The sequence below is a fragment of the Streptomyces sp. NPDC041191 genome, from assembly GCF_055591945.1.
This window is the reverse complement of record NZ_JBVIZC010000005.1, coordinates 62,902-88,559: the sequence shown is the minus strand read 5'-3', so window position 1 is coordinate 88,559 and position 25,658 is coordinate 62,902. Positions and strand designations below refer to the sequence as shown.

Genomic DNA, 25,658 nt, shown 5'->3' with positions numbered 1-25,658 from the left:
TGAGAGGGCACACGGGACACAGCTGTCCACGGTATCAGCCCCCCTCGGGGCCGCCCAAACCGGGCGTCGGCCGCCGGGCATGGGACCATGGAGCCTACGTATCGATCCGACATCGCCCCGAGACGAGACCCTGCGTGCCCGCGACTCCTCCCCACGTGCCCGAGCCGAGCCGTACCGACCCGGCTCTGATCCGCAACTTCTGCATCATCGCGCACATCGACCACGGCAAGTCCACGCTCGCCGACCGGATGCTCCAGCTCACCGGTGTGGTCGACCAGCGGCAGATGCGCGCTCAGTACCTCGACCGCATGGACATCGAGCGGGAGCGCGGCATCACGATCAAGTCCCAGGCGGTCCGGTTGCCCTGGGCGCCGGGCGAAGGGCCGGACCAGGGCACCACGCACATCCTGAACATGATCGACACCCCCGGTCACGTCGACTTCACCTACGAGGTCTCGCGATCGCTGGCGGCCTGCGAGGGCACGATCCTGCTGGTGGACGCGGCCCAGGGCATCGAGGCGCAGACGCTCGCCAACCTCTACCTGGCGATGGAGAACGACCTCACCATCGTCCCGGTCCTCAACAAGATCGACCTGCCGGCCGCGCAGCCGGAGAAGTTCGCCGAGGAGCTGGCCAACCTCATCGGCTGCCAGCCGGAGGACGTGCTCAAGGTCTCCGCGAAGACCGGCATGGGCGTCGAGGCGCTGCTCGACCGCGTGGTCCGGGACGTACCGGCCCCGGTCGGCGTCGCCGACGCCCCCGCCCGCGCGATGATCTTCGACTCGGTCTACGACTCCTACCGGGGCGTCGTCACCTACGTGCGCGTCATCGACGGGCAGCTCAACAAGCGCGAGCGCATCAGGATGATGTCGACCGGCGCCACCCACGAACTCCTGGAGATCGGCACCAACTCGCCGGAGATGCTGCCGGCCGACGGCCTGGGCGTCGGCGAGGTGGGCTACCTCATCACCGGCGTGAAGGACGTCCGCCAGTCCAAGGTCGGCGACACGATCACCTCGCAGTCCAAGGGCGCCACCGAGGCGCTCGGCGGCTACAAGGACCCGAAGCCGATGGTCTTCTCGGGCCTCTACCCGCTGGACGGCTCGGAGTACCCGGACCTGCGCGAGGCGCTGGACAAGCTCCAGCTCAACGACGCCGCGCTCGTCTACGAGCCGGAGACCTCCGCGGCGCTCGGCTTCGGCTTCCGCGTCGGCTTCCTCGGCCTGCTCCACCTGGACGTGATCCGCGAGCGCCTGGAGCGCGAGTTCGGCCTCGACCTGATCGCCACCGCCCCCAACGTGGTCTACCGCGTGCTCATGGAGGACGGCAGCGAGCACACGGTCACGAACCCGAGCGAGTTCCCCGAGGGCAAGATCGACAAGGTGTACGAGCCGGTCGTCCGCGCGACGATCCTCGCGCCCAGCGAGTTCATCGGCGCGATCATGGAGCTCTGCCAGAACCGGCGCGGCACCCTGATCGGCATGGACTACCTCTCCGAGGACCGGGTCGAGATCCGTTACACCCTGCCCCTCGCGGAGATCGTCTTCGACTTCTTCGACCAGCTGAAGTCGAAGACGCGCGGGTACGCCTCCCTCGACTACGAGCCCACGGGCGAGCAGGCGTCCAGCCTGGTCAAGGTCGACATCCTGCTGCACGGCGACAAGGTGGACGCCTTCTCCGCCGTCACCCACAAGGACGCGGCGTACGCCTACGGCGTGCGGCTCGTCGCCAAGCTGCGCGAGCTCATCCCGCGGCAGGCGTTCGAGGTGCCGATCCAGGCCGCGATCGGCTCCCGGGTCATCGCCCGCGAGACCATCCGCGCCATCCGCAAGGACGTCCTCGCCAAGTGCTACGGCGGTGACATCTCCCGGAAGCGGAAGCTCCTCGAGAAGCAGAAGGAAGGCAAGAAGCGCATGAAGATGGTCGGCTCGGTGGAGGTGCCGCAGGAGGCGTTCATCGCCGTCCTGTCGAGCGACGAGTCCTCCGGCAAGGGAAAGAAGTAGCCACCGACGGACGAACCGGAACGAACCGGTGCCGGAGCCGGAATCGAAGCCGGAGCCGGGCCGGCGTCCGGAAGCGGAACGGCCGCCCCGTGCGGCGGACGGGCCCACGCGCGGAGTGCGCGTGGGCCCGTTCGTTATGAAGCGACGACCTGCAAGACCTTACGTGTCCGACCCCTGAGCCCTAGTCTGATCCCGGCTCGAAGGTTACTCGCCAGTTAGTTACGAACCACCAGAAGGCACCGCCGCCGCCCGGAGGACGTCGTGAGCGACACACAGACCCAGATCGAGAACCGGCCGCCCTCCGTGGCGACCCTCTTCCTTGAGCGAGTCGAGCGGACTCCCGACGCGGAGGCGTACCGCCACCCGGTACCCGCCGCGTCCGGCTCCGGCCCGGACGAGTGGAAGTCGCTCACCTGGGGGCAGGCCGCCGAACGGGTCTACGCCATCGCCGCCGGCCTGATCGACCTGGGCGTGCGGCCCGAGGAGCGGGTCGCCCTCGCCTCCTCCACCCGGGTGGAGTGGATCCTCGCGGACCTCGGCGTGATGTGCGCCGGCGCCGCGACCACCACGGTCTACCCGCAGACCAACGCCGAGGAGTCGGCGTTCATCCTCTCCGACTCCGAGTCCAGGGTCCTCATCGCGGAGGACGCCGCCCAGCTGGCCAAGGCCGTCGAACGCCGTGCCGAGCTGCCGGACCTCCATCACGTGATCGTCGTCGACCCCACGGGCGTCGAGGGCGACGACGAGTGGGTCCTCTCCCTCGCCGACCTGGAGGAGCGCGGCCGGGCGTACCTGGAGAAGCATCCGGAGGCGGTCAAGGAGCGGGTCTCCGCGATCACCCCCGCGCAGCTCGCCACCCTCATCTACACGTCGGGCACCACCGGCCGCCCCAAGGGCGTCCGCCTCCCGCACGACAACTGGTCGTACATGGCCAAGGCCATCGCCGCGACCGGTCTCGTCACCCGGGAGGACGTGCAGTACCTGTGGCTGCCGCTGGCCCACGTCTTCGGCAAGGTCCTCACCTCGGGCCAGATCGAGGTCGGCCACGTCACCGCCGTCGACGGCCGTGTCGACAAGATCATCGAGAACCTGCCGGTGGTCCGGCCGACCTACATGGCGGCCGTGCCCCGCATCTTCGAGAAGGTCTACAACGGGGTCGCCGCCAAGGCCCGCGCCGCCGGCGGCGCCAAGTACAAGATCTTCCAGTGGGCGGCCGGGGTCGCCCGCGAGTACGCCAGGGCCACCCAGGACAACTTCCGCCGCACCGGCACCGCCTCCGCGCCCTTCGGCCTCACCGCCCGGCACAAGGTCGCCGACGCCCTCGTCTACGGCAAGATCCGCGAGGCGTTCGGCGGCAACCTGCGCGCGTGCGTCTCCGGCTCCGCCGCCCTCGCCCCCGAGATCGGCTACTTCTTCTCCGGCGCCGGCATCCACATCCTGGAGGGGTACGGCCTCACGGAGTCCTCCGCCGCCTCCTTCGTCAACCCGGGCGAGGCGTACCGCACCGGCACCGTCGGCAAGCCGCTGCCCGGCACCGAGGTCCGGATCGCGGACGACGGCGAGATCCTGCTGCGCGGTCCCGGCATCATGGAGGGCTACCACGGCCTGCCGGAGAAGACGGCCGAGGTCCTGGAGTCCGACGGCTGGTTCCACACCGGCGACATCGGGGAGCTGTCCGCCGACGGCTACCTGCGGATCACCGACCGCAAGAAGGACCTGATCAAGACGTCCGGCGGCAAGTACATCGCGCCGGCCGAGGTCGAGGGCCAGTTCAAGGCGGTCTGCCCCTTCGTCTCGAACATCCTGGTCCACGGCGCCGACCGGAACTTCTGCACCGCCCTGATCGCCCTCGACGAGCCCGCCATCCTCGGCTGGGCCGCCGAGCACGACCTCGCGGGCAGGTCGTACGCCGAGGTGGTCGCCGCCCCGCAGACCCAGAAGCTCGTCCAGGGCTACGTGGACCGTCTCAACGAGGGCCTCCAGCGCTGGCAGACGATCAAGAAGTTCCGCCTGCTGCCGCGCGACCTCGACATCGAGCACGGCGAGCTGACCCCGTCCCTGAAGCTGAAGCGGCCGGTCGTGGAGCGGGAGTACAAGCACCTCATCGAGGAGATGTACGCGGGCTCGCGGGAGGCCTGACCGGCGTCCCCGGCGGCGGGCCGGCGGTTCACCCCGGGCGGTACGGGACAATGGGACCCATGCCTTCCGTACTGCCCGATGGTGAGACCGTTCCCGAGGACGGGGCGCTTCCCCCGTACGCCCTGGAAGGGGCCGGGGAGCGCCCGCTCGGGTTCTACCTGCACGTGCCGTACTGCGCGACGCGCTGCGGCTACTGCGACTTCAACACCTACACGGCGAGCGAGCTGCGCGGCACGGGGGGCGTGCTCGCCTCCCGGGACAACTACGCCGGACAGGTCGTCGAGGAGGTCCGGCTCGCCCGGAAGGTCCTCGGGGACGACCCCCGGCCGGTGCGGACCGTCTTCGTCGGCGGCGGCACGCCCACGCTGCTCGCCGCCGGCGACCTCGTCCGCATGCTGGGGGCGATCCGGGACGAGTTCGGGCTCGCGGACGACGCCGAGGTCACGACCGAGGCCAACCCGGAGTCGGTCGACCCCGCCTACCTGGCGGAGCTGCGCGAGGGCGGCTTCAACCGGGTCTCCTTCGGCATGCAGAGCTCCCGGCAGCACGTCCTGAAGGTCCTCGACCGCACCCACACGCCCGGACGCCCCGAGGCGTGCGTCGCGGAGGCGCGGGCCGCCGGGTTCGACCACGTCAACCTCGACCTGATCTACGGCACGCCCGGCGAGACCGACGACGACTGGCGGGCCTCGCTCGACGCGGCGATCGGCGCCGGCCCCGACCACGTCAGCGCCTACGCCCTGATCGTCGAGGAGGGCACGCAGCTGGCCCGCCGCATCCGGCGCGGCGAGGTCCCGATGACCGACGACGACGTGCACGCCGACCGGTACCTGATGGCCGAGGAGGTGCTGTCCGGAGCCGGTTTCGAGTGGTACGAGGTGTCCAACTGGGCCACCTCGGAGGCCGGGCGCTGCCTCCACAACGAGCTGTACTGGCGCGGCGCGGACTGGTGGGGCGCGGGCCCCGGCGCCCACAGCCACGTGGGCGGGGTCCGCTGGTGGAACGTGAAGCACCCGGGCACGTACGCGGCGGCCCTCGCCGCCGGGAGGTCGCCCGGTGCCGGACGCGAGCTGCTCTCCGGGGAGGACCGGCGGGTGGAGCGGATCCTGCTGGAGCTGCGCCTCCGGGACGGAGTCGAGCTGGCCCTGCTCAGGCCCGCGGGGCTCGCCGCCTCCCGCAAGGCCCTGGAGGACGGCCTCCTCGACCCCGGCCCGTACGCGGCCGGGCGGGCGGTCCTGACCCTGCGCGGGCGGCTGCTCGCGGACGCGGTGGTGCGGGACCTGGTGGACTGAAGCGGGCTCCGGGGGCGCCCTACGGCGCCGTCACGAAGTCGATCAGCTCCTCCACCCGGCCCAGCAGCGCCGGCTCCAGGTCCTTGTACGACGTGACCCGCGACAGGATGTGCCGCCAGGCCGCGCCCGTGTTCTCCGGCCAGCCCAGGGCGCGGCAGACGCCCGTCTTCCAGTCCTGGCCGCGCGGGACCGCCGGCCAGGCGGGGATGCCCACCGAGGACGGCTTCACCGCCTCCCAGACGTCGATGTACGGGTGGCCGACGACCAGCACGTCCGGCGAGGTCACGCGCGCCGCGATCCGGGACTCCTTCGAGCCCGGGACCAGGTGGTCCACCAGGACGCCGAGGCGCGCGTCGGGCGCCGGTCCGAACTCCGCGACGATCGCCGGCAGGTCGTCCACGCCCTCCAGGTACTCCACGACCACGCCCTCGATCCGCAGGTCGTCGCCCCAGACCCGTTCCACCAGCTCGGCGTCGTGCCGGCCCTCCACGTAGATCCGTCCCGCCCGCGCCACGCGCGCGCGTGCGCCCGGCACCGCCACCGAGCCGGAGGCCGTGCGGGTGGGGCGCGCCGGCCCGGCGGAGGGACGGACCAGGGTCACGGCCTTCCCCTCCAGGAGGAAGCCGCGCGGTTCCAGCGGGAAGACCCGGTGCTTGCCGAAACGGTCCTCCAGGGTGACCGTGCCCGCCTCGCAGCGGATCACCGCCCCGCAGAAGCCCGTCGTCACCTCCTCCACGACGAGGTCCCGGTCGGCCGGGACCTCCGGGACGGGCGCCGAGCGCTTCCAGGGGGGCGTCAGGTCCGGGTTGTAGCTGCGCATTCGCAGGACGTTATGACACCTCGAAGCGGCGTGCCAGTTCCTCCCGCTGGCGTCGTACGAACGAGGCGTCCACCACCGCTCCGTGCCCCGGTACGTACACCGCGTCCTCGCCCCCGAGCGCGAGGAGCCGGTCCAGGGCGTCCGGCCAGCGGGACGGGATCGCGTCCGGGCCCGCCTGCGGCTCGCCCGACTCCTCCACCAGGTCCCCGCAGAAGACCACCTCGGGCGGGCCGGGCACCAGGAGCACCAGGTCGTGGCCCGTGTGCCCGGGGCCGACGTTCGCCAGGAGCACCTGCCGGCCGCCCAGGTCGAGGGTTCGCTCGCCGGAGACCACGTGCTTCGGCGCCACCAGCACGTCCACCGCCTCCGCCGCGGCCTCCGGGTCCAGGCCGTGCCGCACCGCGTCCGCGCGCAGCGCCTCCCGGTCCCGCTCCCTGCCCAGCAGTTCGTCCGTCCCGACCGCGCCGAGGACCTCCGCGCCCGAGAAGGCCGCCGCGCCGAGCACGTGGTCGAAGTGCGGATGGCCCAGTGCGATGTGCGTCACCCTCCGGCCGCCCGTGAGTTCCGCCACCTGCGCCCGCAGCCCGGCGCCCTCGGTGAGTGACGACCCCGTGTCGTACAGCAGGACCGCCCGTTCGCCCAGGACGAGGCCCACCGTGGCGTCCCACCGGGGCAGCCGCCGCCGTCCCACGCCGTCCGCGAGCCGTTCCCATCCGCACGCTTCCCAGTCCACATCCATGCGGCGACGCTAACCGGTGGGACGCCGCCTCCTTGCCAGGAGCGTCGTGTGCCGCCGTACACTGGCCGGGGCCCGTTGGCACTCGGGCAGGGCGAGTGCCAAAAGCGGAGCAACCGGAACGACGACGACAGCTGGAGGTGCGCACGATGCTCAGCGAACGCAGACTCGAAGTGCTGCGCGCCATCGTCCAGGACTATGTCGGGACGGAGGAGCCCGTGGGCTCCAAGGCGCTCACGGAGCGCCACAAACTCGGCGTGTCGCCCGCCACCGTGCGCAACGACATGGCCGTACTGGAGGACGAGGGCTACATCGCCCAGCCCCACACCAGCGCCGGCCGCATCCCGACCGACAAGGGCTACCGGCTGTTCGTGGACCGGCTCGCGGGCGTCAAGCCGCTGTCGACGCCCGAGCGGCGCGCCATCCACAACTTCCTCGACGGCGCGGTCGACCTGGACGACGTCGTCGGCCGCACGGTCCGGCTGCTCGCGCAGCTCACCCGTCAGGTCGCCGTCGTCCAGTACCCTTCGCTGACCCGTTCGACCGTCCGGCACGTGGAACTGCTCTCGCTGGCCCCCGCCCGCCTGATGCTCGTCCTCATCACGGACACCGGCCGGGTCGAGCAGCGGCTCGTGGACTGCCCGGCGCCCTTCGGCGAGACCTCCCTCGCCGACCTGCGGGCCCGGCTCAACAGCCGGGTCGTCGGCCGTCGCTTCGCCGACGTGCCGCAGCTGGTGCAGGACCTCCCCGAGTCCTTCGAGGAGGCCGAGGACCGCGCCACGGTCTCGACCGTGCTCGCGACCCTCCTCGAAAGCCTCGTCGAGGAGCACGAGGAGCGGCTGATGATCGGCGGCACCGCCAATCTCACCCGCTTCGGACACGACTTCCCCCTGATGATCAGGCCCGTCCTGGAGGCACTGGAGGAGCAGGTCGTGCTCCTCAAGCTGCTGGGCGAGGCCAAGGAATCGGGCATGACCGTACGCATCGGGCACGAGAACGCCCACGAGGGACTGAGCTCCACGTCCGTCGTCTCGGTCGGCTACGGTTCGGGCGGCGAGACAGTCGCCAAACTCGGCGTGGTCGGACCGACCCGCATGGACTACCCCGGAACGATGGGAGCGGTACGCGCAGTGGCACGTTACGTCGGACAGATCCTGGCGGAGTCGTAAGTGGCCACGGACTACTACGCCGTACTCGGCGTGCGCCGCGACGCGTCCCAGGACGAGATCAAGAAGGCGTTCCGGAGGCTCGCGCGCGAGCTGCACCCGGACGTCAATCCCGATCCGAAGACGCAGGAACGCTTCAAGGAGATCAACGCCGCCTACGAGGTCCTCTCGGACCCGCAGAAGAAGCAGGTCTACGACCTCGGCGGCGACCCGCTCTCGTCCTCCGGCGGAGGCGGCGCGGGCGGCTTCGGGGCCGGCGGCTTCGGCAACTTCTCCGACATCATGGACGCCTTCTTCGGCACGGCCTCGCAGCGCGGCCCGCGCTCGCGCACCCGCCGCGGCCAGGACGCCATGATCCGCCTGGAGATCGACCTCAACGAGGCGGCCTTCGGCACCACCAAGGACATCCAGGTCGACACGGCCGTCGTCTGCACGACCTGCTCGGGCGAGGGCGCCGCCCCCGGCACCTCCGCGCAGACCTGCGACATGTGCCGCGGCCGGGGCGAGGTCTCCCAGGTCACCCGTTCCTTCCTGGGCCAGGTCATGACCTCCCGCCCCTGCCCGCAGTGCCAGGGCTTCGGCACCGTCGTCCCCACCCCGTGCCCCGAGTGCGCGGGTGACGGACGGGTCCGCTCCCGCCGCACGCTCACGGTCAAGATCCCGGCCGGCGTCGACAACGGCACCCGCATCCAGCTCGCGGGCGAGGGCGAGGTCGGCCCCGGCGGCGGCCCCGCCGGCGACCTGTACGTCGAGATCCACGAGACCCCGCACGACACGTTCCAGCGGCGCGGCGACGACCTGCACTGCACGGTCACGATCCCGATGACGGCGGGCGCGCTCGGCACCAAGGTGCCGCTGCAGACCCTCGACGGCGTCGAGGAGATCGACATCCGGCCCGGCACCCAGTCCGGCCAGTCGATCCCGCTGCACGGGCGCGGCGTCACCCACCTGCGGGGCAACGGGCGCGGCGACCTCATCGTGCACGTCGAGGTCCAGACCCCGAACAAGCTCGACGCCGAGCAGGAGCGCCTGCTGCGCGAACTGGCCGAGCTGCGCGGCGAGGAACGGCCCACCGGCCAGTTCCACCCGGGCCAGCAGGGGCTGTTCTCGCGTCTGAAGGACGCGTTCAACGGGCGCTGACCGGCGCCCGTACGGGAGGGGGGGCGGCATCCCGGTGCCGCCCCCCTCGCGTGTCTCCCGCGCGGGTCCGCGCGGTCGTGGGCGCCGGGCGGGCCGCCGCGCTTCCCCGCGCCCGTCCGCTGTCCTTCCCCGCCCTCGTCCGGCGGCGCGACGTGCCCGTCCGGCGGCATGAAACGATGCCCATATGTCCACCACCGCACTGAACGGCCTCTCCCGGCTCCCGATCGTGCAGGCTCCCATGGCGGGTGGCGCCTCCTGTCCCGAGCTCGCCGGAGCCGTCTGCGAGGCCGGGGCGCTCGGCTTCCTGGCCGGCGGCTACAAGAGCGCCGGGGGCATGTACCAGGAGGTCAAACAGGTGCGCCGGCTCACCGCGCGCCCCTTCGGCGTCAACCTCTTCGTGCCCCCGGGCGGCCCGGCCGCCGACCCCGCCGCCGTCGAGGTCTACCGCCACCAGCTCGCGGGCGAGGCCGCCTGGTACGAGACCCCGCCCGGCGGGACCGACGACTCCCGCGACGACGCCTACGACGCCAAGCTGGCCATCCTCCTGGAGGACCCGGTCCCGGTCGTCTCCTTCACCTTCGGCTGCCCCGCGCCCGAAGTCCTCGCCTCCTTCGCCCGCGCGGGCACGTACACGATCGTCACCGTCACCTCCGCCGAGGAGGCCCTGGCCGCCGAGCACGCCGGGGCCGACGCCGTCTGCGTCCAGGGCGTCGAGGCCGGCGGGCACCAGGGCACGCACCGCGACGACCCGGACGAGGACGGCGCGCCCGGCACCGGACTGCTCGCCCTCGTCACCCAGGTCCGCGAGAGCGTGGGACTGCCGGTCGTCGCCGCCGGCGGGATCATGCGCGGCGCCCAGATCGCCGCCGTCCTCGCCGCCGGGGCCGACGCCGCGCAGCTCGGCACCGCCTTCCTCCGCTGCCCCGAGTCGGGCGCGCACCCGCTGCACAAACAGGCCCTGACGGACCCGCTGTTCACCCGGACCGCCCTCACCCGGGCCTTCTCCGGGCGCCCGGCGCGCGGACTCGTCAACCGCTTCATGCGCGAGCACGGGCCGTACGCCCCCGCCGCCTACCCCGAGGTCCACCACCTCACCGCCCCCCTCCGCAAGGCCGCCGCCGCCGCGGGCGACACCCAGGGCATGGCCCTGTGGGCGGGCCAGGGCCACCGCCTGGCCCGCGAACTCCCCGCCGCGCGGCTGGTCGAGGTCCTCGCCGCCGAACTCGGCACCGCGCTCTCCGAGCTGTCCCGGCCGTCCCGGCCCTCCCACAGGAGCACCCCATGACCGCACCCGTCTTCGTCGTCGACGCCGTCCCCGGCGCCGGGAGCTTCCTCCTGGACGGACCCGAGGGCCGCCACGCCGTCTCCGTGAAGCGGCTGCGGGAGGGCGAGGAGGTCGTCCTCGTCGACGGCCGGGGCCGCTGGGCCGCCTGCGAGGTGCTCGCCGCCGAGGGCAAGGACCGGCTCACCGTACGGGTCGCCGAGGTCCACGAGGACCCCGGGGAGGAGCCCCGGATCACCGTCGTCCAGGCACTCCCCAAGGGCGACCGGGGCGAGCTGGCCGTCGAGACCATGACGGAGACCGGCGTGGACGCGATCGTGCCGTGGGCCGCCTCCCGCTGCATCACCCAGTGGAAGGGCGACCGGGGCCTCAAGGCGCTCGCCAAGTGGCGCTCCACCGCCCGCGAGGCCGGCAAGCAGTCGCGCCGCACCCGCTTCCCCGAGGTCGCGGACCCGATGACGACCAAGCAGGTCGCCGCCCTCCTCGCGGGGGCCGACTTCGCGGCCGTCCTGCACGAGGACCGCGACCACCCCAGCGGCGCGCTCGCCACCGCCGCTCTCCCCGCGAAGGGGTCGATCGTGCTGGTCGTCGGCCCCGAGGGCGGGGTCTCCCCGGAGGAGCTGGCCGCCTTCGAGGCGGCCGGGGCGAAGCCGTACCGACTGGGCCGCAGCGTGCTGCGCACCTCCACGGCCGGTACGGCGGCGGCGGCCCTGGTCCTGGGACGCACGGGCCGCTGGAGCTAGCCGGTCTTCCGGAACCCTCCGGAAGGCCGGCCGGGAGAACGGGCCCGTCAGTGGCGGCCGATAGCATGCGCGTGTACTGACCGACGGAGGCGAGGAGGCCCGGACCATGGCCGGAGAGCCGCAGAGCGACTGCCTGTTCTGCAAGATCGTGGCGGGGGAGGTGCCCGCGACGATCGTCCGCGAGACGGAGACGACCGTCGCGTTCCGCGACATCAACCCGCAGGCGCCCACCCACGTCCTGGTGATCCCGCGCCTCCACTACCCGGACGCCGCCTCCCTCGCCGCCGCCGAGCCGGCCGTCGCCGCCGACCTGCTGCGCGAGGCCGGAGAGGTCGCCGCCCAGGAGAAGACCGACGACAGCGGCTACCGGATCGTCCTCAACACCGGCGCGGGCGCGGGACAGACCGTCTTCCACACCCACGCGCACGTCCTCGGCGGCCGCGGCCTCACCTGGCCCCCCGGATAAGCCGTGTCCGTACGCGAACTGGTCGTCCTCGGGACCGCCAGCCAGGTCCCGACCCGGCACCGCAACCACAACGGCTACCTGCTGCGCTGGGACGGCCGGGGCATCATGTTCGACCCCGGCGAGGGCACCCAGCGCCAGATGCTGCGGGCCGGGGTCGCCGCGCACGACCTCGACCGGATCTGCGTCACGCACTTCCACGGAGACCACTCGCTCGGCCTGGCCGGGGTGATCCAGCGGATCAACCTCGACCAGGTCCCGCACCCCGTCACCGCCCACTACCCGGCGAGCGGACAGCACTTCTTCGAGCGGCTGCGGTACGCCACGGCCTACCGCGAGACCGCACGGCTGGTCGAGGCGCCCGTCACCGCCGACGGGCCGCTCGCCGTCACCGACGCCTACACCCTGGAGGCGCGCCGGCTCTCGCACCCCGTCGAGTCGTACGGCTACCGCCTCACCGAGCCCGACGGGCGCCGCCTGCTGCCGGAGAAGCTGGCCGCCCGCGGCATCGCGGGCCCCGACGTGGGACGGCTCCAGCGCGAAGGGGTCCTGGACGGCGTCGCCCTGGACGAGGTCAGCGAGGTCCGGCGCGGGCAGCGCTTCGCCTTCGTCATGGACACCCGCCTCTGCGACGGCGCCCACGCCCTCGCGGAGGGCGCCGACATGCTCGTGATCGAGTCCACCTTCCTCGACGAGGACGTCCGCCTCGCCACCGACCACGGCCACCTGACGGCCGGACAGGCCGCCGCGGTCGCCCGGGACGCGGGCGTGCGGCACCTCGTCCTCACCCACTTCTCGCAGCGTTACCACGACCCCGCCGCGTTCGAACGACAGGCGCGGGAGGCCGGGTTCGACGGCGAGCTGAGCATCGCCCGGGACCTCATGCGGGTCCCCGTACCGAAACGAACGTGACCATGCCCCTCCCCACCGGCCTCCCCAAGGCCGAACTGCACCTCCACATCGAGGGCACCCTCGAACCCGAACTGGCCTTCGCGCTCGCCACGCGCAACGGCGTCACCCTGCCGTACGCGGACACCGACGCCCTGCGCGCGGCGTACCGGTTCGACGACCTCCAGTCCTTCCTGGACCTGTACTACGGCCTGATGGCGGTCCTGCGCACCGCGGAGGACTTCACCGAACTCGCCGACGCCTACCTGGAGCGGGCCGCCGCCCAGGGCGTCCGGCACGCCGAGATCTTCTTCGACCCGCAGGCGCACACCGCCCGGGGCGTCCCGATCGGCACCGTGATCGAGGGCCTGACCGCCTCCCTCGACCGGGCCGAGGAACGGTACGGGATCTCCACCCGGCTCATCATGTGCTTCCTGCGCGACGAGTCCGCAGAGTCGGCCCTCGCCACCCTGGAGGCCGCCGAGCCGTACCTCGGCCGGATCACCGGCGTCGGCCTCGACTCGGCCGAGGCCGGCCACCCGCCGGCCGCGTTCCGCGAGGTGTACGAGGAGGCCGCCCGGCTCGGCCTGCGCCGCGTCGCCCACGCGGGCGAGGAGGGCCCGGCGGCCTACGTCCGCGAAGCCCTGGACGTCCTCGGCGTGGAGCGGATCGACCACGGCCTGCGCTGCATGGAGGACCCGGACCTCGTCGCCCGGCTGGCCCGCGAGCAGGTCCCGCTCACCCTCTGCCCCCTCTCGAACGTCCGGCTCCGCGTCGTCGGCACCCTCGCCGACCACCCGCTCCGCGCGATGATGGCGGCGGGCCTGCTCGTGACCGTCAACTCCGACGACCCGGCGTACTTCGGCGGCTACGTCGGCGACAACTTCACCGGCGTCCGCGACGCCCTCGGCCTCACCGAGGACCAGCTCCGGGAGCTCGCCCGCAACTCCTTCCGGGCGTCGTTCCTGGAGGACGACGAGGAGCGGCGGGCGCGGTACCTGGCCGAGGTGGAGGCGTACGAGTTCGGCGGATAGCGGCCGGGAGGGCGCCGCCGCCGCGCGGGACGCCGCTCCCCGCCCCACCGAGACCGGGCCGGGAGGGCGGCGCCCGCCGGCCCCGGGCGTGGTCCCGGCCGCTCGCGGCCCGGAGGGAAACCGTTCCCGGGTGCGGGGCGCGCCCTCCTCCGCGCACCCGGCCCGCCGCCGTCCCCCGTCGGGCACACTGGGCTGATCCGCACCACGACCGGGGAGCCCGCCGTGACCACACCCAGGGGAGAGCAGCCGCGACACGACGCCGGGGTCGACCCGCTGGAGCGCCTGCGCGAGCCCACCGACCCCGCCTGCGACGTCTTCCTGACCGGCACGGTCTTCCTCGACATCGTCTTCACCGGCCTCGACAGCGCCCCCGTCCGCGGCACCGAGTCCTGGGCCCGCGGCATGGGCTCCAGCCCCGGTGGCGTCGCCAACATGGCCACCGCCCTCGCCCGCCTCGGCCTGCGCACCTCCCTCGCCGCCGCCTTCGGCGACGACCACTACGGCGAGTACTGCTGGGACGCCCTGGAACAGGGCGAGGGCATCGACCTCTCCCTCTCCCGCACGGTCCCCGGCTGGCACTCCCCGGTCACCGTCTCCATGGCCTACGAGGACGAGCGCACGATGGTCTCCCACGGCCACGAGGCCCCGCCGGCGGACGACACCCCGCCCGCCTGCCCGCCGCACGCCCGCGCCGCCGTCGCCTCCCTCGTCCCCGGCCGCTCCGAGGAGTGGGTCGCCCGGGCCGCCCGCGACGGCGCCAAGGTCTTCGCCGACGTCGGCTGGGACGACACCGGCCGCTGGGACCTGGCGGAACTCCCCGACCTGGAGCACTGCGAGGCGTTCCTCCCCAACGCCGCCGAGGCGATGCGCTACACCCGCACCGACTGCCCCCGGGCCGCCGCCCACGCCCTCGCCGACAAGGTCCGTCACGCCGTGGTCACCCTCGGTTCCGAGGGCGCCTACGCCGTCGACGGCGCCACCGGCGAGACCGCCGAGGTCCCCGCCATCCAGGTCTCCGCCCTCGACCCGACCGGCGCCGGGGACGTCTTCGTCGCCGGGTTCGTCACCGGCACCCTCGCGGACTGGCCCCTCGCCGACCGGCTCGCCTTCGCCGGCCTCACCGCCGCCCTCTCCGTCCAGGAGTTCGGCGGCTCCCTCTCCGCCCCCACCTGGGAGGAGATCGCCGCCTGGTGGCAGCGCGTCCAGGGCGACGCCCGGCAGGACCCCGAGGCGCTGCGCGACCGCTACGCCTTCCTGGAACGGCTCCTGCCCGCCCCCGCCCGGCCCTGGCCGCTGCGCCGGGCGGTCCCGACGATCGGTTTCCGCGCCGCGGGGACGTGAGCGGCCGCTCCGTAAACCGCTTCGGCCTTGTCGCCGGCACGTCGTAGGCTTGGTGGCCCAGAGGTTGTCGAGCAGCGAGAACCCCGGGACAGGAGGTATGCGCAGGCCCCAGTGCCGGCCCATGACCCAGACACCCACAGCCCACGACGGAGCGTCCCGTGACGAGGGACGCGGACAGGCCCGCGCCCACTTCGCCGTCCCCGCCAAACACCCGATGGTGTCCCTGCTGGGCTCCGGCGACGCCCTGCTCCGCGTCATCGAGCGCTCGTTCCCCGGCACCGACATCCACGTCCGGGGCAACCAGGTCAGCGCGGTCGGCGACGCGGCGGAAGTCGCTCTGATCCAGCGCCTGTTCGACGAGATGATGCTGGTGCTCCGCACCGGTCAGCCGATGACGGAGGACGCAGTGGAACGCTCGATCGCCATGCTCAGGGCGAGCGGGGACGGAACGGCGGAGGGCGGCGAGGAGACTCCCGCCGAGGTGCTCACCCAGAACATCCTCTCCAGCCGGGGACGCACGATCCGTCCCAAGACGCTCAACCAGAAGCGGTACGTCGACGCCATCGACAAGCACACGATCGTCTTCGGCATCGGCCCCGCCGGTACCGGCAAGACCTACCTCGCCATGGCCAAGGCGGTCCAGGCCCTGCAGTCCAAGCAGGTCAACCGGATCATCCTGACCAGGCCCGCCGTCGAGGCGGGCGAGCGGCTCGGCTTCCTGCCGGGCACGCTCTACGAGAAGATCGACCCGTACCTGCGCCCGCTCTACGACGCCCTGCACGACATGCTCGACCCGGACTCGATCCCCAAGCTCATGGCGAGCGGGACGATCGAGGTCGCGCCCCTGGCGTACATGAGGGGTCGCACCCTCAATGACGCGTTCATCATCCTGGACGAGGCCCAGAACACGAACCCCGAGCAGATGAAGATGTTCCTCACCCGCCTCGGCTTCGACTCGAAGATCGTCATCACCGGTGACATCACCCAGGTCGACCTGCCGAACGGGACGAAGAGCGGTCTGCGACAGGTCCGCGACATCCTGGACGGCGTCCGGGACGTCCACTTCTCGACGCTCACGTCGCAGGATGTCGTACGGCACAAGCTCGTCGGCCGTATCGTCGACGCGTACGAGCAGTACGACAGCCGCAACGGCCGCAACGGCCTGTGACGATTTAACGAGAGAAGTCCAGAAGCACCATGTCGATCGACGTCAACAACGAGTCCGGAACCGAGGTCGACGAGCAGGCGATCCTCGACATCGCCCGCTACGCGCTCGCGCGCATGCGCATCCACCCCCTCTCCGAACTCTCGGTGATCGTCGTGGACGCGGAGGCGATGGAGCAGCTCCACATCCAGTGGATGGACCTGCCCGGCCCCACCGACGTCATGTCCTTCCCGATGGACGAGCTGCGTCCGCCGGCGAAGGACGACGCGGAGCCCCCGCAGGGGCTCCTCGGCGACATCGTGCTCTGCCCCGAGGTCGCCACCCAGCAGGGCAAGGACGCGCCGACGCGGCACTCCATGGACGAGGAGCTCCAGCTCCTCACCGTCCACGGAGTGCTGCACCTCCTCGGGTACGACCACGAGGAGCCCGACGAGAAGGCCGAGATGTTCGGCCTCCAGGCGGCGATCGTCGACGGCTGGCGCGCGGAGAAGGGCCTGACCGGCCCGTCCCCGGCGCCGACCGTCTCCTGACCCCGATGGACGTGTCACTGGTCCTCGGGGCGGTCGCCCTGGTCGTCGTGGCCTGGCTCGCCGCCTGCGCCGAGGCCGGCCTCGCCCGCGTCTCCGCCTTCGGCGCCGCCGAGGCCCTGCGGTCCGGGCGGCGCGGGGCGGAGAAACTGTCCCAGGTCGCCTCCGACCCGACCCGCTACCTCAACGTGGCGCTGCTCGTCCGCGTCGCCTGCGAGACGGCGGCCGGCGTCCTCGTCACGTACGCCTGTCTGGAGGCGTTCCCGGAGACCTGGGAGGCCCTCCTCGTCGCCATCGCCGTCATGGTCCTCGTCTCGTACGTGGCCGTCGGCGTGTCGCCGCGCACCATCGGCCGCCAGCACCCGCTGAACACGGCCACCGCCGCCGCGTACGTCCTGCTGCCGCTGGACCGGATCATGGGTCCGATCCCGCAGCTCCTGATCCTCATCGGCAACGCGCTCACCCCCGGCAAGGGCTTCCGCAAGGGCCCCTTCGCCTCCGAGGCCGAGCTGCGGGCCATGGTCGACCTCGCCGAGCGGGAGTCGCTGATCGAGGACGAGGAGCGCCGCATGGTGCACTCCGTCTTCGAGCTGGGCGACACCCTCGTGCGCGAGGTGATGGTGCCCCGCACCGACCTGATCAGCATCGAGCGGTACAAGACCATCCGGCAGGCCCTCACCCTCGCGCTGCGCTCCGGCTTCTCCCGGATTCCGGTCACCGGCGAGAACGAGGACGACATCGCCGGCATCGTGTACCTGAAGGACCTGGTCCGCCGGACGCACGTCAACCGGGAGTCCGAGGCCGACCCGGTGTCGACCGCGATGCGGCCCGCCACCTTCGTCCCCGACACCAAGAACGCCGGCGACCTGCTGCGCGAGATGCAGCAGGAGCGCAACCACGTCGCCGTCGTCGTCGACGAGTACGGCGGCACGGCGGGCATCGTCACCATCGAGGACATCCTGGAGGAGATCGTCGGCGAGATCACCGACGAGTACGACCGGGAGCTGCCGCCCGTCCAGGACCTCGGCGGGGACCGGTACCGGGTCACCGCCCGCCTCGGCATCGGGGACCTCGGCGAGCTCTACGGCCTGGGCCCCGACGAGTACGACGACGAGGACGTGGAGACCGTCGGCGGCCTCCTCGCCAAGGCCCTCGGCCGCGTCCCGATCGCGGGTGCCGAGGCCGTGGTGGAGCTTCCCGACGGCCGGGGACTGCGGCTGACCGCCGAGTCCCCGGCCGGCCGCCGGAACAAGATCGTCACCGTGCTCGTGGAGCCGCTGGAACCGGCCGGAGCGGAGGAGGAAGCGGCATGACGCCCGAGGAACTGCGCGCCTTCTGCCTGGACTTCGGCGACGCGACGGAGGAGTTCCCGTTCTCCCCGGAGACCTCCGTCTTCAAGGTCGCCGGAAAGGTGTTCGCGCTGTCGGCGCTCGACTCCGAGCCGCTGCGGATCAACCTCAAGTGCGACCCGGACGAGGCGGTACGGCTCCGGGGGGAGCACCCGGCGATCGTCCCGGGCTACCACATGAACAAGCGGCACTGGAACACGGTGACCGTCGGAGACCTCCCGGCCGGCCTGGTCCGGGAGCTGATCGAGGACTCGTACGACCTCGTCGTCGCCGGCCTGCCGAAGGCGGTACGGCTCCGCCTCGACCGACCCTGAACGGGTCCGGCCCCCGGAAGCGGGGGCCGGGGCCCGCCGGGGGCGCGCGGGGCCCGGCCTATGCTCGGTCCATGACACTCAGCAGCGAGCACGGCGACCTCGGCGCCGAGGACCTCAAGATCATCACCCTCGCGCGGAGCGCGCGGGCCCGCAACGGCGTGGCCGAGGGCGCGGCCGTACGCGACGAGACCGGCCGGACCTACGTGGCGGGGACCGTGGCCCTCGACTCGCTCCGGCTGAGCGCGCTGCGCACGGCGGTCGCGATGGCGGTGGCCAGCGGCGCCGAGTCCCTGGAGGCGGCGGCCGTCGTGACGACCGCGGAGACCGCCTCGGACGAGGACCGCGCGGCCGTCCGGGACCTCGGCGGCCCGGAGACTCCCGTGCTGCTGGCGGGTCCGGACGGGCGGCTCCGCCGGGCCGTCACGGCGGGCTGAGACGCGACGCCGGGCACTCCGTACCCACGGAGTGCGTGACGCGGGCGCTCATCGGGGACAATGGCCCCCATGAGCGCTCGCAACCAAGAAACCGAAGCCGTCCACCGGGCCGGCTTCGCCTGCTTCGTCGGCCGCCCCAACGCGGGCAAGTCCACCCTCACGAACGCTCTGGTCGGCCAGAAGGTGGCCATCACCTCGAACCGGCCGCAGACCACCCGGCACACCGTCCGGGGCATCGTGCACCGACCCGAGGCGCAGCTGATCCTGGTCGACACCCCCGGCCTCCACAAGCCGCGCACCCTCCTCGGCGAGCGGCTCAACGACGTCGTGCGCACCACCTGGGCCGAGGTCGACGTGATCGGCTTCTGCCTGCCCGCCGACCAGAAGCTCGGCCCCGGCGACCGGTTCATCGCCAAGGAACTGGCGGAGATCAGGAAGACCCCCAAGGTCGCCATCATCACCAAGACCGACCTGGTCGACTCCAAGACCCTCGCCGAACAGCTCATCGCCGTCGATCAGCTCGGCAAGGAGCTGGGCTTCGAGTGGCAGCAGATCGTCCCGGTCTCGGCCGTCGGCAACAAGCAGGTCCAGCTCGTCGCGGACCTGCTCATCCCGCTGCTTCCGGAGTCCCCGCCGCTCTACCCGGAGGGCGACCTGACGGACGAGCCCGAGCAGGTCATGGTCGCGGAGCTGATCCGCGAGGCCGCGCTCGAAGGCGTACGGGACGAACTGCCGCACTCCATCGCGGTGGTCGTGGAGGAGATGATCCCCCGCGAGAACCGTCCGGCGGACCGGCCGCTGCTCGACATCCACGCCAACGTGTACATCGAGCGTCCCAGCCAGAAGGGCATCATCATCGGCCCCAAGGGCAGCCGTCTGAAGGAGGTCGGCATGAAGTCCCGCAAGCACATCGAGGCCCTGCTCGGCACCCCGGTCTACCTCGACCTCCACGTGAAGGTCGCGAAGGACTGGCAGCGGGACCCCAAGCAGCTCAGGAAGCTGGGCTTCTAGAAGGACGACGACGAGGGCCGCGCCCGGGAACCTCCCCGGACGCGGCCCTTTCCCGTGCGGTCACGCGGTCACGGCGCCGTGCCTCACGGCTGGATCAGCGAGTCCTTGTAGTAGACCGACGCCGTGCGCCCGCCCGGGGTGTCCCCCGAGGCGAAGCCCATGCAGAGGCGGAACACGTCGGGCTCGGACGCCTTCGGGATCTGGATGGCCAGGCCCTCCGGCTCGCGGAACGGCAGGGTGTAGCCGGCCTTCGAGTGGAAGGTCCGGATGATCTGCCCGGTGTTCAGGTCCACCGAGGTGAGGTGGGTGTTGCCCTCGCCCGGCGGGGAGATGACGATCTTGGGCGTCGATGCGTTGCCGTCGTGGTCCTGGGTGTAGCCGTACGAGTTGCCGTGCAGCATGTACAGGTACTGGCCCGCCACCGCGTACCCCTGGAACGAGGGCTTTCCGTAGCGCTCGCGGTCGATCGAGATCGCGGGCTCGGCGATCTCGGCCAGCGGCGTGCTGAAGTCGCCCGCGCGCGCCGCGGCCAGGTCGAAGATCCGGTAGCGCATCCCGTTGAGGCTGTACCGGACCACCAGGCGGTTGTTCAGCGGGTCGATGCCCGCCGTGTTGTTCACGCTGCCGGGGACGGGGGTGAACTTCTGCAGCGAGGTGCTGGTGGCGTCCAGCGGCGTGCTGGAACTCGCGAACTTGAAGCGGCAGAGGCGGCGGCCCCGGCTCGTTCCCCCCTCGGTGTCCTGGACGGCGTCGACCTCGGTCCACAGGTAGGTGCTGCTGCCCGACGGCTCGACGCCGATGCCGACGCCGTGGCCGAAGCCCCGCAGGTACATGTAGCCCGTGATCTTCGCGCTTCCGGCGCCCTCCGCCGTGTCGGCGCCGAGGGTCCACTCGGTGATCGCCAGGTCGCCGTGGAGGTCGCGGACATCGGCGGAGACCGGCGCGGACTCGCCCTTGAGCTGGAGGCCGCCGCCGATGAGCTGGGCGAAGTAGAGACGGCGGTTGACGTTGTCGAAGCCGAGGGACTGGATGACCGTCCCCCGGTGCACGGCCTTCTCGCGGAAGTAGGCCGGACCGGTGTTGCCCTCGACCCGGATCAGCTTCGACGGCGGCAGCGCCAGGGCCGTGGCCGCCGTGCCGGCGCCCGTGCCCGCGGCGCTCGCGGTCCCCGCCGCCGTTCCGAGCCCGGCGACGGCCAGGGCGGCGACGCCGCTCAGGGAGAGGAAGTCGCGCCGGTTGAGCTGACTGTCATTCATGTGCGGTTCACTTTCGCGAGAGGGACGAGGTCGCGCCATCCTTTCAACTCATGGCGCAAATCTCGAACATCAGGGCGAAATCAAGAGAAGGGGAAGGGAGTCGTCCGGCTACGCGCCCTCCTTCAGGATCCGTGTGATCAGGGCCCGCTGCTCCTTCGTGACCGCCGGATCGCCGCACCGGACGGTCCGGCCGTCGATCGTGATCTCGTACGAGAAACCGTCCGGGACGCCTCCCCGGTCGCCTCCTCGGCCGTCGCCGCCGGCGAGGACCGCCCCGGCCAGGGCGGTCCACTCCCCGGCGTCGGGCCGGCCGGAGGTGTCCACCTCCGCCGACCGCTCGATGCCCGCGAAACCGCCCGTGCGCCGTACTCGAATCCGCATGGGCCCTGTCTACCCCGGCTCAGTCCGTCGGCACGCCCACCGCCGCCCAGGACTTCAGTACGGCCTGGATCTCCGGTCCCTCGCCGTACCGGTCCTTCGCCGCCTTCGCCGTCGCCGCCGCGAACTCGGCGAAGCGGGTCTCCGGGGTGAGGGAGCCGCCGGTCATCACGTCGTACCAGATCTGTCCGGCCCGCTCCCAGGCGTTGCCGCCCAGCTCGGTCGCCGTCAGGTAGAAGGCGTGGTTGGGGATGCCGGAGTTGATGTGCACCCCGCCGTTGTCGCTGCCCGTGCGGACGTAGTCGTCCATGTGGGCGGGCTGCGGGTCCTTTCCGAGGACGTCGTCGTCGTACGCCGTGCCCGGGGCCTTCATCGAGCGCAGCGCCCTGCCCTGCACGTTCGGGTGGAAGAGCCCCTCGCCGACGAGCCAGTCCGCCTGCTCGGCGCTCTGCCCCAGCGTGTACTGCTTCACGAGGGAGCCGAAGACGTCCGAGACGGACTCGTTGAGGGCGCCGGACTGGCTGAAGTACTCCAGGTTCGCCGTGTACTGGGTGAAGCCGTGGGCCAGTTCGTGGCCGATGACGTCCACGGGCAGGGTGAAGTCGAGGAAGATCTCGCCGTCGCCGTCCCCGAACACCATCTGCTCGCCGTTCCAGAAGGCGTTGCCGTAGTTCTCGTCGTAGTGCACGGAGGCGACCAGGGGCAGCCCCGAGCCGTCGATCGAGTCGCGCCCGAAGGCGTTCAGGAAGAGGTCGAAGGTGGCGCCGAGCCCCGCGTAGGCCCGGTTGACGGTCGCGTCGCCCGTCGCCTCCTGGCCCTCGTCGCGGACCTTCCCGCCCGGCAGGTCGGTGCCGTGCCGGCAGTCGTGGACGGTGCGGTGCGGCCGGGCGGCGTCGCGCGGGGCGGCCGTCCGCGCGGTGCCGGGCAGCGGCCGCGCCCGGAACGCGCGGGCCGTGGCGTCCGCTGCCAGGGTGCGGCGGGCGGCGGCGGCGACGGCCTCGTCGGAGGAGCGTGCCAGGTGCTCCAGGAGGTGCGGCGGCACGATCGGACAGAACACGGGTGTGCGGTGAGTCATGACAGCAATGTGGCAGTGCGTGACGGAACTGTCACGAGGAGATACGGGGATTGGCGAAATGGAGTGATCCGTCACTGTTCGAGTTTGACGACGCGACCGTCCCGCATACTGGAACGAGACGTCCGCCTCCGCGTCCCTGGGCTAAGCTGCGGCACATCATGCGTTTCGGGCTGCTTCTCCTTAGCTGCCGCGGCGAGGGCCTGTAGTCGTAGGCCGACCCCCTCCCCGCGGGACCTGGCGTTGCGTTCGACAGTCGGCCGTCCCGTTGCTGGACCCGAGGAGCCCCGCGCCATGACCCAGTCCCCCTTCGTCGGCCGCCCCACGCCCGTCACCAACGCGACGCACACCCAGAAGCCGTCTGGGATGCCGATCCACAAGTACGGCCGGTACGAGGCGGTGGAGATCCCCGACCGCACCTGGCCCGAGAAGCGGATCACCAAGGCCCCGCGGTGGCTGTCCACCGATCTGCGCGACGGCAACCAGGCGCTGATCGACCCGATGTCCCCGGCCCGCAAGCGCGAGATGTTCGATCTGCTCGTACGCATGGGCTACAAGGAGATCGAGGTCGGCTTCCCGTCCTCCGGCGAGACCGACTTCGCGTTCGTGCGCTCCATCATCGAAGAGGGCGCGATCCCGGACGACGTCACCATCTCCGTCCTGACCCAGGCCCGCGAGGACCTGATCGAGCGGACGGTGGAGTCCCTGGTCGGCGCCAGGCGCGCCACCGTCCACCTGTACAACGCCACCGCGCCGACCTTCCGCCGGGTCGTCTTCCGCGGCTCGAAGGAGCAGATCAAGCAGATCGCCGTGGACGGCACGCGGCTGGTGATGGAGTACGCCGAGAAGCTGCTGGGCCCGGAGACCGCCTTCGGCTACCAGTACAGCCCCGAGATCTTCACCGACACCGAGCTGGACTTCGCCCTGGAGGTCTGCGAGGCCGTCTGCGACGTGTGGCAGCCCGGACCGGACCGCGAGATCATCCTCAACCTGCCCGCCACCGTGGAGCGTTCGACGCCGTCCACGCACGCGGACCGGTTCGAGTGGATGTCCCGGAACCTGACCCGCCGCGCGCACGTCTGCCTCTCCGTCCATCCGCACAACGACCGCGGCACGGCCGTGGCGGCGGCGGAGCTGGCGCTCATGGCGGGCGCCGACCGCGTCGAGGGCTGCCTGTTCGGGCAGGGCGAGCGCACCGGCAACGTCGATCTGGTCACCCTGGGCATGAACCTCTTCAGCCAGGGCGTCGACCCGCAGATCGACTTCTCCCAGATCGACGAGATCCGCCGCACCAGCGAGTACTGCAACCAGATGGAGGTCCACCCGCGCCATCCCTACGCGGGCGACCTGGTCTACACCGCCTTCTCCGGCTCCCACCAGGACGCCATCAAGAAGGGCTTCGACGCCATGGAGGCCGACGCGGCCGCGCGGGGCAAGACCGTGGACGACATCGAGTGGGCCGTCCCGTACCTGCCGATCGACCCGAAGGACGTCGGCCGCTCCTACGAGGCCGTCATCCGGGTCAACTCGCAGTCCGGCAAGGGCGGCATCGCGTACGTCCTGAAGAACGACCACAAGCTGGACCTGCCGCGCCGGATGCAGATCGAGTTCTCGAAGATCATCCAGCAGAAGACCGACACCGAGGGCGGCGAGGTCACGCCGGCCGCGATCTGGTCCGTCTTCCAGGACGAGTACCTGCCCAACCCGGGTGACACCGCGGCCCGCTGGGGTCGCATCCAGCTGCGCTCCGGCCAGACGACGTCCGACACGGACGGCACGGACACGCTGACCGTCGAGGCGGTCGTGGACGGCGTCGACACCGTCCTGACCGGCTCCGGGAACGGCCCGATCTCGGCCTTCTTCGACGCCCTCCAGGCCGTCGGCGTGGACGCCCGGCTGCTGGACTACCAGGAGCACACGATGAGCGAGGGCGCCTCCGCGCAGGCCGCCTCGTACATCGAGTGCGCCATCGACGGCAAGGTCCTGTGGGGCATCGGCATCGACGCCAACACCACCCGCGCCTCCCTGAAGGCGGTCGTCTCGGCGGTCAACCGCGCCGCCCGCTGACCCCGCCCGACCGGCCGCGGCCCCGCTCCCTCCCGGAGGGCGCGGGGTCGCGGCGCACCCGGTCCGGGCGGTTCCGGGACCACCCCGGAGGGTGATCCCGCGCCGTCCGGCCTCCCGGTGGCCGGGGCGGCCCTCCGGAGGCCGGGGAACACCGCCACCGGGCCTTCCGGGGCCCGCCGGGCGGTGACGTGTCTCGGCCATCTCCGGGTGGAAGTGGTTCCGGGGTGCTGACGGCGCGTCGAGGATGTGGTTAACATCACGCCCACGCCGGCAGTGCAGCCGGGCCGTCGAGGAGGTGCGTATGCGGTCTGCCCGGAATTCGCGGGACGGAAAGGCGGGCGTCTGCGGGATCCGCACCTCCTGGAACACCGTGGGGGACGGCGAGTTCTTCTGCGAGGAGTGCGGAGGCGACCGCAACTACCGGCGCCGCACCGGCCGCCGCAGGTTCGCCGTCCTGGGCGTCCCGGTCCTGCCCCGGGGACGCACGGGCCCCGTGGTCGAGTGCGCGGCCTGTCACACGCGCTTCGGTACGGAGGTGCTCGGCCGCCCGACGACCGGCCGCTTCTCCGCGATGCTGCGGGACGGCGTGCACACCGCCGCCCTGGCCGTACTCGTGGCCGGGGGCACCGGCTCCCGCGCCGCCCTGGAACAGGCCGTCAGCGCCGTGCGGTCCGCCGGCTTCACCGAGTGCACGGCCGTCCAGCTCGTCGACCTCGTGGAGGCCCTGGAGGCGGACACCGGGCGCTTCATGCCCGAGGTGAGCCCCGAGGGCGCGCTCCTCACGATCGAACTCCACGAGGCCCTGGGGCCGCTCGCCCCGCACCTGGAGCCCTCCGGGCGGGAGTCGATCCTGCTCCAGGCCGCCCGGATCGCCCTGGCCGACGGCGCCTACACCCCGGCCGAGACGGAAGTGCTCGGTACCGTCGGCGACGCGCTGGCGCTCGCCCCCGGCGACGTCGCCCGTCTCCTGGCCTCCGCGCGGACCGTTCCGTAGAAGGCCGCGGGAGGCCCGTGAGGGGACACGGTCCCGCGGGGCCC

The 25,658-nt window shown here is 72.2% G+C and carries 24 protein-coding genes; 19 read left to right on the top strand and 5 right to left on the bottom strand.

From position 1 onward, the window contains the following. The first annotated feature begins 134 nt into the window (after positions 1-134). The 3 genes from lepA to hemW all read left to right on the top strand — a co-directional run bounded on the left by lepA (position 135) and on the right by hemW (position 5,434). Complete coding sequence (gene lepA, locus ACZ6AQ_RS11625; RefSeq protein ID WP_388693183.1) at positions 135-2,003, top strand: translation elongation factor 4; 1,869 nt, start codon at positions 135-137, stop codon at positions 2,001-2,003. A gap of 261 nt (positions 2,004-2,264) precedes the next feature. Beyond that, positions 2,265-4,142: an AMP-dependent synthetase/ligase gene (locus ACZ6AQ_RS11620; RefSeq protein ID WP_468759377.1), complete on the top strand. Its 1,878-nt coding sequence runs from the start codon at positions 2,265-2,267 to the stop codon at positions 4,140-4,142. Positions 4,143-4,201: 59 nt separating this feature from the next. Beyond that, on the top strand, positions 4,202-5,434 hold the full coding sequence (gene hemW, locus ACZ6AQ_RS11615) for a radical SAM family heme chaperone HemW (RefSeq protein WP_468759375.1): 1,233 nt from the start codon (positions 4,202-4,204) through the stop codon (positions 5,432-5,434). Positions 5,435-5,453: 19 nt separating this feature from the next. Here the strand turns inward: hemW and ACZ6AQ_RS11610 are convergent, their stop codons facing one another. Next, a complete protein-coding gene (locus ACZ6AQ_RS11610) occupies positions 5,454-6,254 on the bottom strand; it encodes a DUF3097 domain-containing protein (protein WP_468759374.1) in 801 nt (266 codons plus the stop codon). A 10-nt stretch (positions 6,255-6,264) separates the two neighbouring features. After that, on the bottom strand, positions 6,265-6,993 hold the full coding sequence (locus ACZ6AQ_RS11605) for an MBL fold metallo-hydrolase (protein ID WP_468759373.1): 729 nt from the start codon (positions 6,991-6,993) through the stop codon (positions 6,265-6,267). 146 nt (positions 6,994-7,139) lie between these two features. On the opposite strand from ACZ6AQ_RS11605, the gene hrcA reads away from it, so the two are divergent. From hrcA to era, 14 genes are all read left to right on the top strand, one after another. Then, positions 7,140-8,159, top strand: a complete 1,020-nt coding sequence (gene hrcA, locus ACZ6AQ_RS11600) for a heat-inducible transcriptional repressor HrcA (protein WP_388693193.1) — start codon at positions 7,140-7,142, stop codon at positions 8,157-8,159. Beyond that, entirely contained in the window at positions 8,160-9,296 is a 1,137-nt protein-coding gene (dnaJ, locus tag ACZ6AQ_RS11595) for a molecular chaperone DnaJ (RefSeq protein ID WP_388693195.1), read from the top strand. It abuts the gene before it with no gap. 184 nt (positions 9,297-9,480) lie between these two features. After that, complete coding sequence (locus ACZ6AQ_RS11590) at positions 9,481-10,581, top strand: nitronate monooxygenase (protein ID WP_468759372.1); 1,101 nt, start codon at positions 9,481-9,483, stop codon at positions 10,579-10,581. Beyond that, positions 10,578-11,321, top strand: a complete 744-nt coding sequence (locus ACZ6AQ_RS11585) for a 16S rRNA (uracil(1498)-N(3))-methyltransferase (RefSeq protein WP_468759371.1) — start codon at positions 10,578-10,580, stop codon at positions 11,319-11,321. The genes ACZ6AQ_RS11590 and ACZ6AQ_RS11585 overlap by 4 nt, the downstream gene beginning before the upstream one ends. 106 nt (positions 11,322-11,427) lie before the next feature. Beyond that, complete coding sequence (locus ACZ6AQ_RS11580; RefSeq protein ID WP_388694775.1) at positions 11,428-11,787, top strand: histidine triad nucleotide-binding protein; 360 nt, start codon at positions 11,428-11,430, stop codon at positions 11,785-11,787. Between the two features lie 3 nt (positions 11,788-11,790). Further along, on the top strand, positions 11,791-12,696 hold the full coding sequence (locus ACZ6AQ_RS11575) for a ribonuclease Z (RefSeq protein ID WP_388694773.1): 906 nt from the start codon (positions 11,791-11,793) through the stop codon (positions 12,694-12,696). A gap of 2 nt (positions 12,697-12,698) precedes the next feature. Next, positions 12,699-13,706, top strand: coding sequence for an adenosine deaminase (locus tag ACZ6AQ_RS11570; protein ID WP_468759807.1), 1,008 nt, complete (start codon positions 12,699-12,701; stop codon positions 13,704-13,706). Between the two features lie 222 nt (positions 13,707-13,928). Next, entirely contained in the window at positions 13,929-15,047 is a 1,119-nt protein-coding gene (locus ACZ6AQ_RS11565; protein WP_468759369.1) for a carbohydrate kinase family protein, read from the top strand. 121 nt (positions 15,048-15,168) lie between these two features. Beyond that, complete coding sequence (locus ACZ6AQ_RS11560; RefSeq protein ID WP_388694769.1) at positions 15,169-16,215, top strand: PhoH family protein; 1,047 nt, start codon at positions 15,169-15,171, stop codon at positions 16,213-16,215. Between the two features lie 29 nt (positions 16,216-16,244). Beyond that, positions 16,245-16,742 carry an rRNA maturation RNase YbeY gene (gene ybeY, locus ACZ6AQ_RS11555; protein WP_388694767.1) on the top strand — a complete coding sequence of 166 codons (498 nt, stop codon included), beginning with the start codon at positions 16,245-16,247 and terminating at the stop codon, positions 16,740-16,742. 5 nt (positions 16,743-16,747) lie between these two features. Beyond that, positions 16,748-18,052, top strand: coding sequence for a hemolysin family protein (locus ACZ6AQ_RS11550; protein WP_468759368.1), 1,305 nt, complete (start codon positions 16,748-16,750; stop codon positions 18,050-18,052). Beyond that, positions 18,049-18,402: an MmcQ/YjbR family DNA-binding protein gene (locus ACZ6AQ_RS11545; protein ID WP_468759367.1), complete on the top strand. Its 354-nt coding sequence runs from the start codon at positions 18,049-18,051 to the stop codon at positions 18,400-18,402. Before ACZ6AQ_RS11550 ends, ACZ6AQ_RS11545 begins: the two co-directional genes overlap by 4 nt. 71 nt (positions 18,403-18,473) lie before the next feature. After that, on the top strand, positions 18,474-18,836 hold the full coding sequence (locus ACZ6AQ_RS11540) for a cytidine deaminase (RefSeq protein WP_388694760.1): 363 nt from the start codon (positions 18,474-18,476) through the stop codon (positions 18,834-18,836). A gap of 60 nt (positions 18,837-18,896) precedes the next feature. Continuing rightward, complete coding sequence (gene era, locus ACZ6AQ_RS11535; RefSeq protein ID WP_388694758.1) at positions 18,897-19,847, top strand: GTPase Era; 951 nt, start codon at positions 18,897-18,899, stop codon at positions 19,845-19,847. 83 nt (positions 19,848-19,930) lie between these two features. Here era and ACZ6AQ_RS11530 read toward each other — a convergent pair whose 3' ends face one another. The 3 genes from ACZ6AQ_RS11530 to ACZ6AQ_RS11520 all read right to left on the bottom strand — a co-directional run bounded on the left by ACZ6AQ_RS11530 (position 19,931) and on the right by ACZ6AQ_RS11520 (position 22,556). Further along, positions 19,931-21,103, bottom strand: a complete 1,173-nt coding sequence (locus tag ACZ6AQ_RS11530; RefSeq protein ID WP_468759365.1) for a phage baseplate protein — start codon at positions 21,101-21,103, stop codon at positions 19,931-19,933. A 108-nt stretch (positions 21,104-21,211) separates the two neighbouring features. After that, the gene (locus tag ACZ6AQ_RS11525; RefSeq protein WP_468759363.1) at positions 21,212-21,484 is read right to left on the bottom strand and encodes a protealysin inhibitor emfourin; all 273 of its coding nucleotides are present in this window, start codon (positions 21,482-21,484) and stop codon (positions 21,212-21,214) included. A gap of 19 nt (positions 21,485-21,503) precedes the next feature. Further along, on the bottom strand, positions 21,504-22,556 hold the full coding sequence (locus tag ACZ6AQ_RS11520; RefSeq protein WP_468759362.1) for a M4 family metallopeptidase: 1,053 nt from the start codon (positions 22,554-22,556) through the stop codon (positions 21,504-21,506). 291 nt (positions 22,557-22,847) lie between these two features. Between ACZ6AQ_RS11520 and leuA the strand changes: the two genes are divergently transcribed. Next, a complete protein-coding gene (gene leuA / locus ACZ6AQ_RS11515; RefSeq protein ID WP_388694749.1) occupies positions 22,848-24,620 on the top strand; it encodes a 2-isopropylmalate synthase in 1,773 nt (590 codons plus the stop codon). A 301-nt stretch (positions 24,621-24,921) separates the two neighbouring features. Next, a complete protein-coding gene (locus ACZ6AQ_RS11510; RefSeq protein ID WP_468759360.1) occupies positions 24,922-25,614 on the top strand; it encodes a TerB family tellurite resistance protein in 693 nt (230 codons plus the stop codon). The last annotated feature ends 44 nt before the right edge of the window (positions 25,615-25,658 follow it).

Bases quoted from the DNA above. Each gene is read 5' to 3' on its own strand.
- hemW (WP_468759375.1), top strand. From the start codon at position 4,202: ATGCCTTCCGTACTGCCCGATGGTGAGACCGTTCCCGAGGACGGGGCG.
- ACZ6AQ_RS11610 (WP_468759374.1), bottom strand. From the start codon at position 6,254: ATGCGCAGCTACAACCCGGACCTGACGCCCCCCTGGAAGCGCTCGGCG.
- ACZ6AQ_RS11605 (WP_468759373.1), bottom strand. From the start codon at position 6,993: ATGGATGTGGACTGGGAAGCGTGCGGATGGGAACGGCTCGCGGACGGC.
- hrcA (WP_388693193.1), top strand. From the start codon at position 7,140: ATGCTCAGCGAACGCAGACTCGAAGTGCTGCGCGCCATCGTCCAGGAC.
- ACZ6AQ_RS11590 (WP_468759372.1), top strand. From the start codon at position 9,481: ATGTCCACCACCGCACTGAACGGCCTCTCCCGGCTCCCGATCGTGCAG.
- ACZ6AQ_RS11585 (WP_468759371.1), top strand. From the start codon at position 10,578: ATGACCGCACCCGTCTTCGTCGTCGACGCCGTCCCCGGCGCCGGGAGC.
- ACZ6AQ_RS11580 (WP_388694775.1), top strand. From the start codon at position 11,428: ATGGCCGGAGAGCCGCAGAGCGACTGCCTGTTCTGCAAGATCGTGGCG.
- ACZ6AQ_RS11570 (WP_468759807.1), top strand. From the start codon at position 12,699: ATGCCCCTCCCCACCGGCCTCCCCAAGGCCGAACTGCACCTCCACATC.
- ACZ6AQ_RS11560 (WP_388694769.1), top strand. From the start codon at position 15,169: ATGACCCAGACACCCACAGCCCACGACGGAGCGTCCCGTGACGAGGGA.
- ybeY (WP_388694767.1), top strand. From the start codon at position 16,245: ATGTCGATCGACGTCAACAACGAGTCCGGAACCGAGGTCGACGAGCAG.
- ACZ6AQ_RS11550 (WP_468759368.1), top strand. From the start codon at position 16,748: ATGGACGTGTCACTGGTCCTCGGGGCGGTCGCCCTGGTCGTCGTGGCC.
- ACZ6AQ_RS11545 (WP_468759367.1), top strand. From the start codon at position 18,049: ATGACGCCCGAGGAACTGCGCGCCTTCTGCCTGGACTTCGGCGACGCG.
- ACZ6AQ_RS11540 (WP_388694760.1), top strand. From the start codon at position 18,474: ATGACACTCAGCAGCGAGCACGGCGACCTCGGCGCCGAGGACCTCAAG.
- era (WP_388694758.1), top strand. From the start codon at position 18,897: ATGGCCCCCATGAGCGCTCGCAACCAAGAAACCGAAGCCGTCCACCGG.
- ACZ6AQ_RS11530 (WP_468759365.1), bottom strand. From the start codon at position 21,103: ATGAATGACAGTCAGCTCAACCGGCGCGACTTCCTCTCCCTGAGCGGC.
- ACZ6AQ_RS11525 (WP_468759363.1), bottom strand. From the start codon at position 21,484: ATGCGGATTCGAGTACGGCGCACGGGCGGTTTCGCGGGCATCGAGCGG.
- ACZ6AQ_RS11520 (WP_468759362.1), bottom strand. From the start codon at position 22,556: ATGACTCACCGCACACCCGTGTTCTGTCCGATCGTGCCGCCGCACCTC.
- leuA (WP_388694749.1), top strand. From the start codon at position 22,848: ATGACCCAGTCCCCCTTCGTCGGCCGCCCCACGCCCGTCACCAACGCG.
- ACZ6AQ_RS11510 (WP_468759360.1), top strand. From the start codon at position 24,922: ATGCGGTCTGCCCGGAATTCGCGGGACGGAAAGGCGGGCGTCTGCGGG.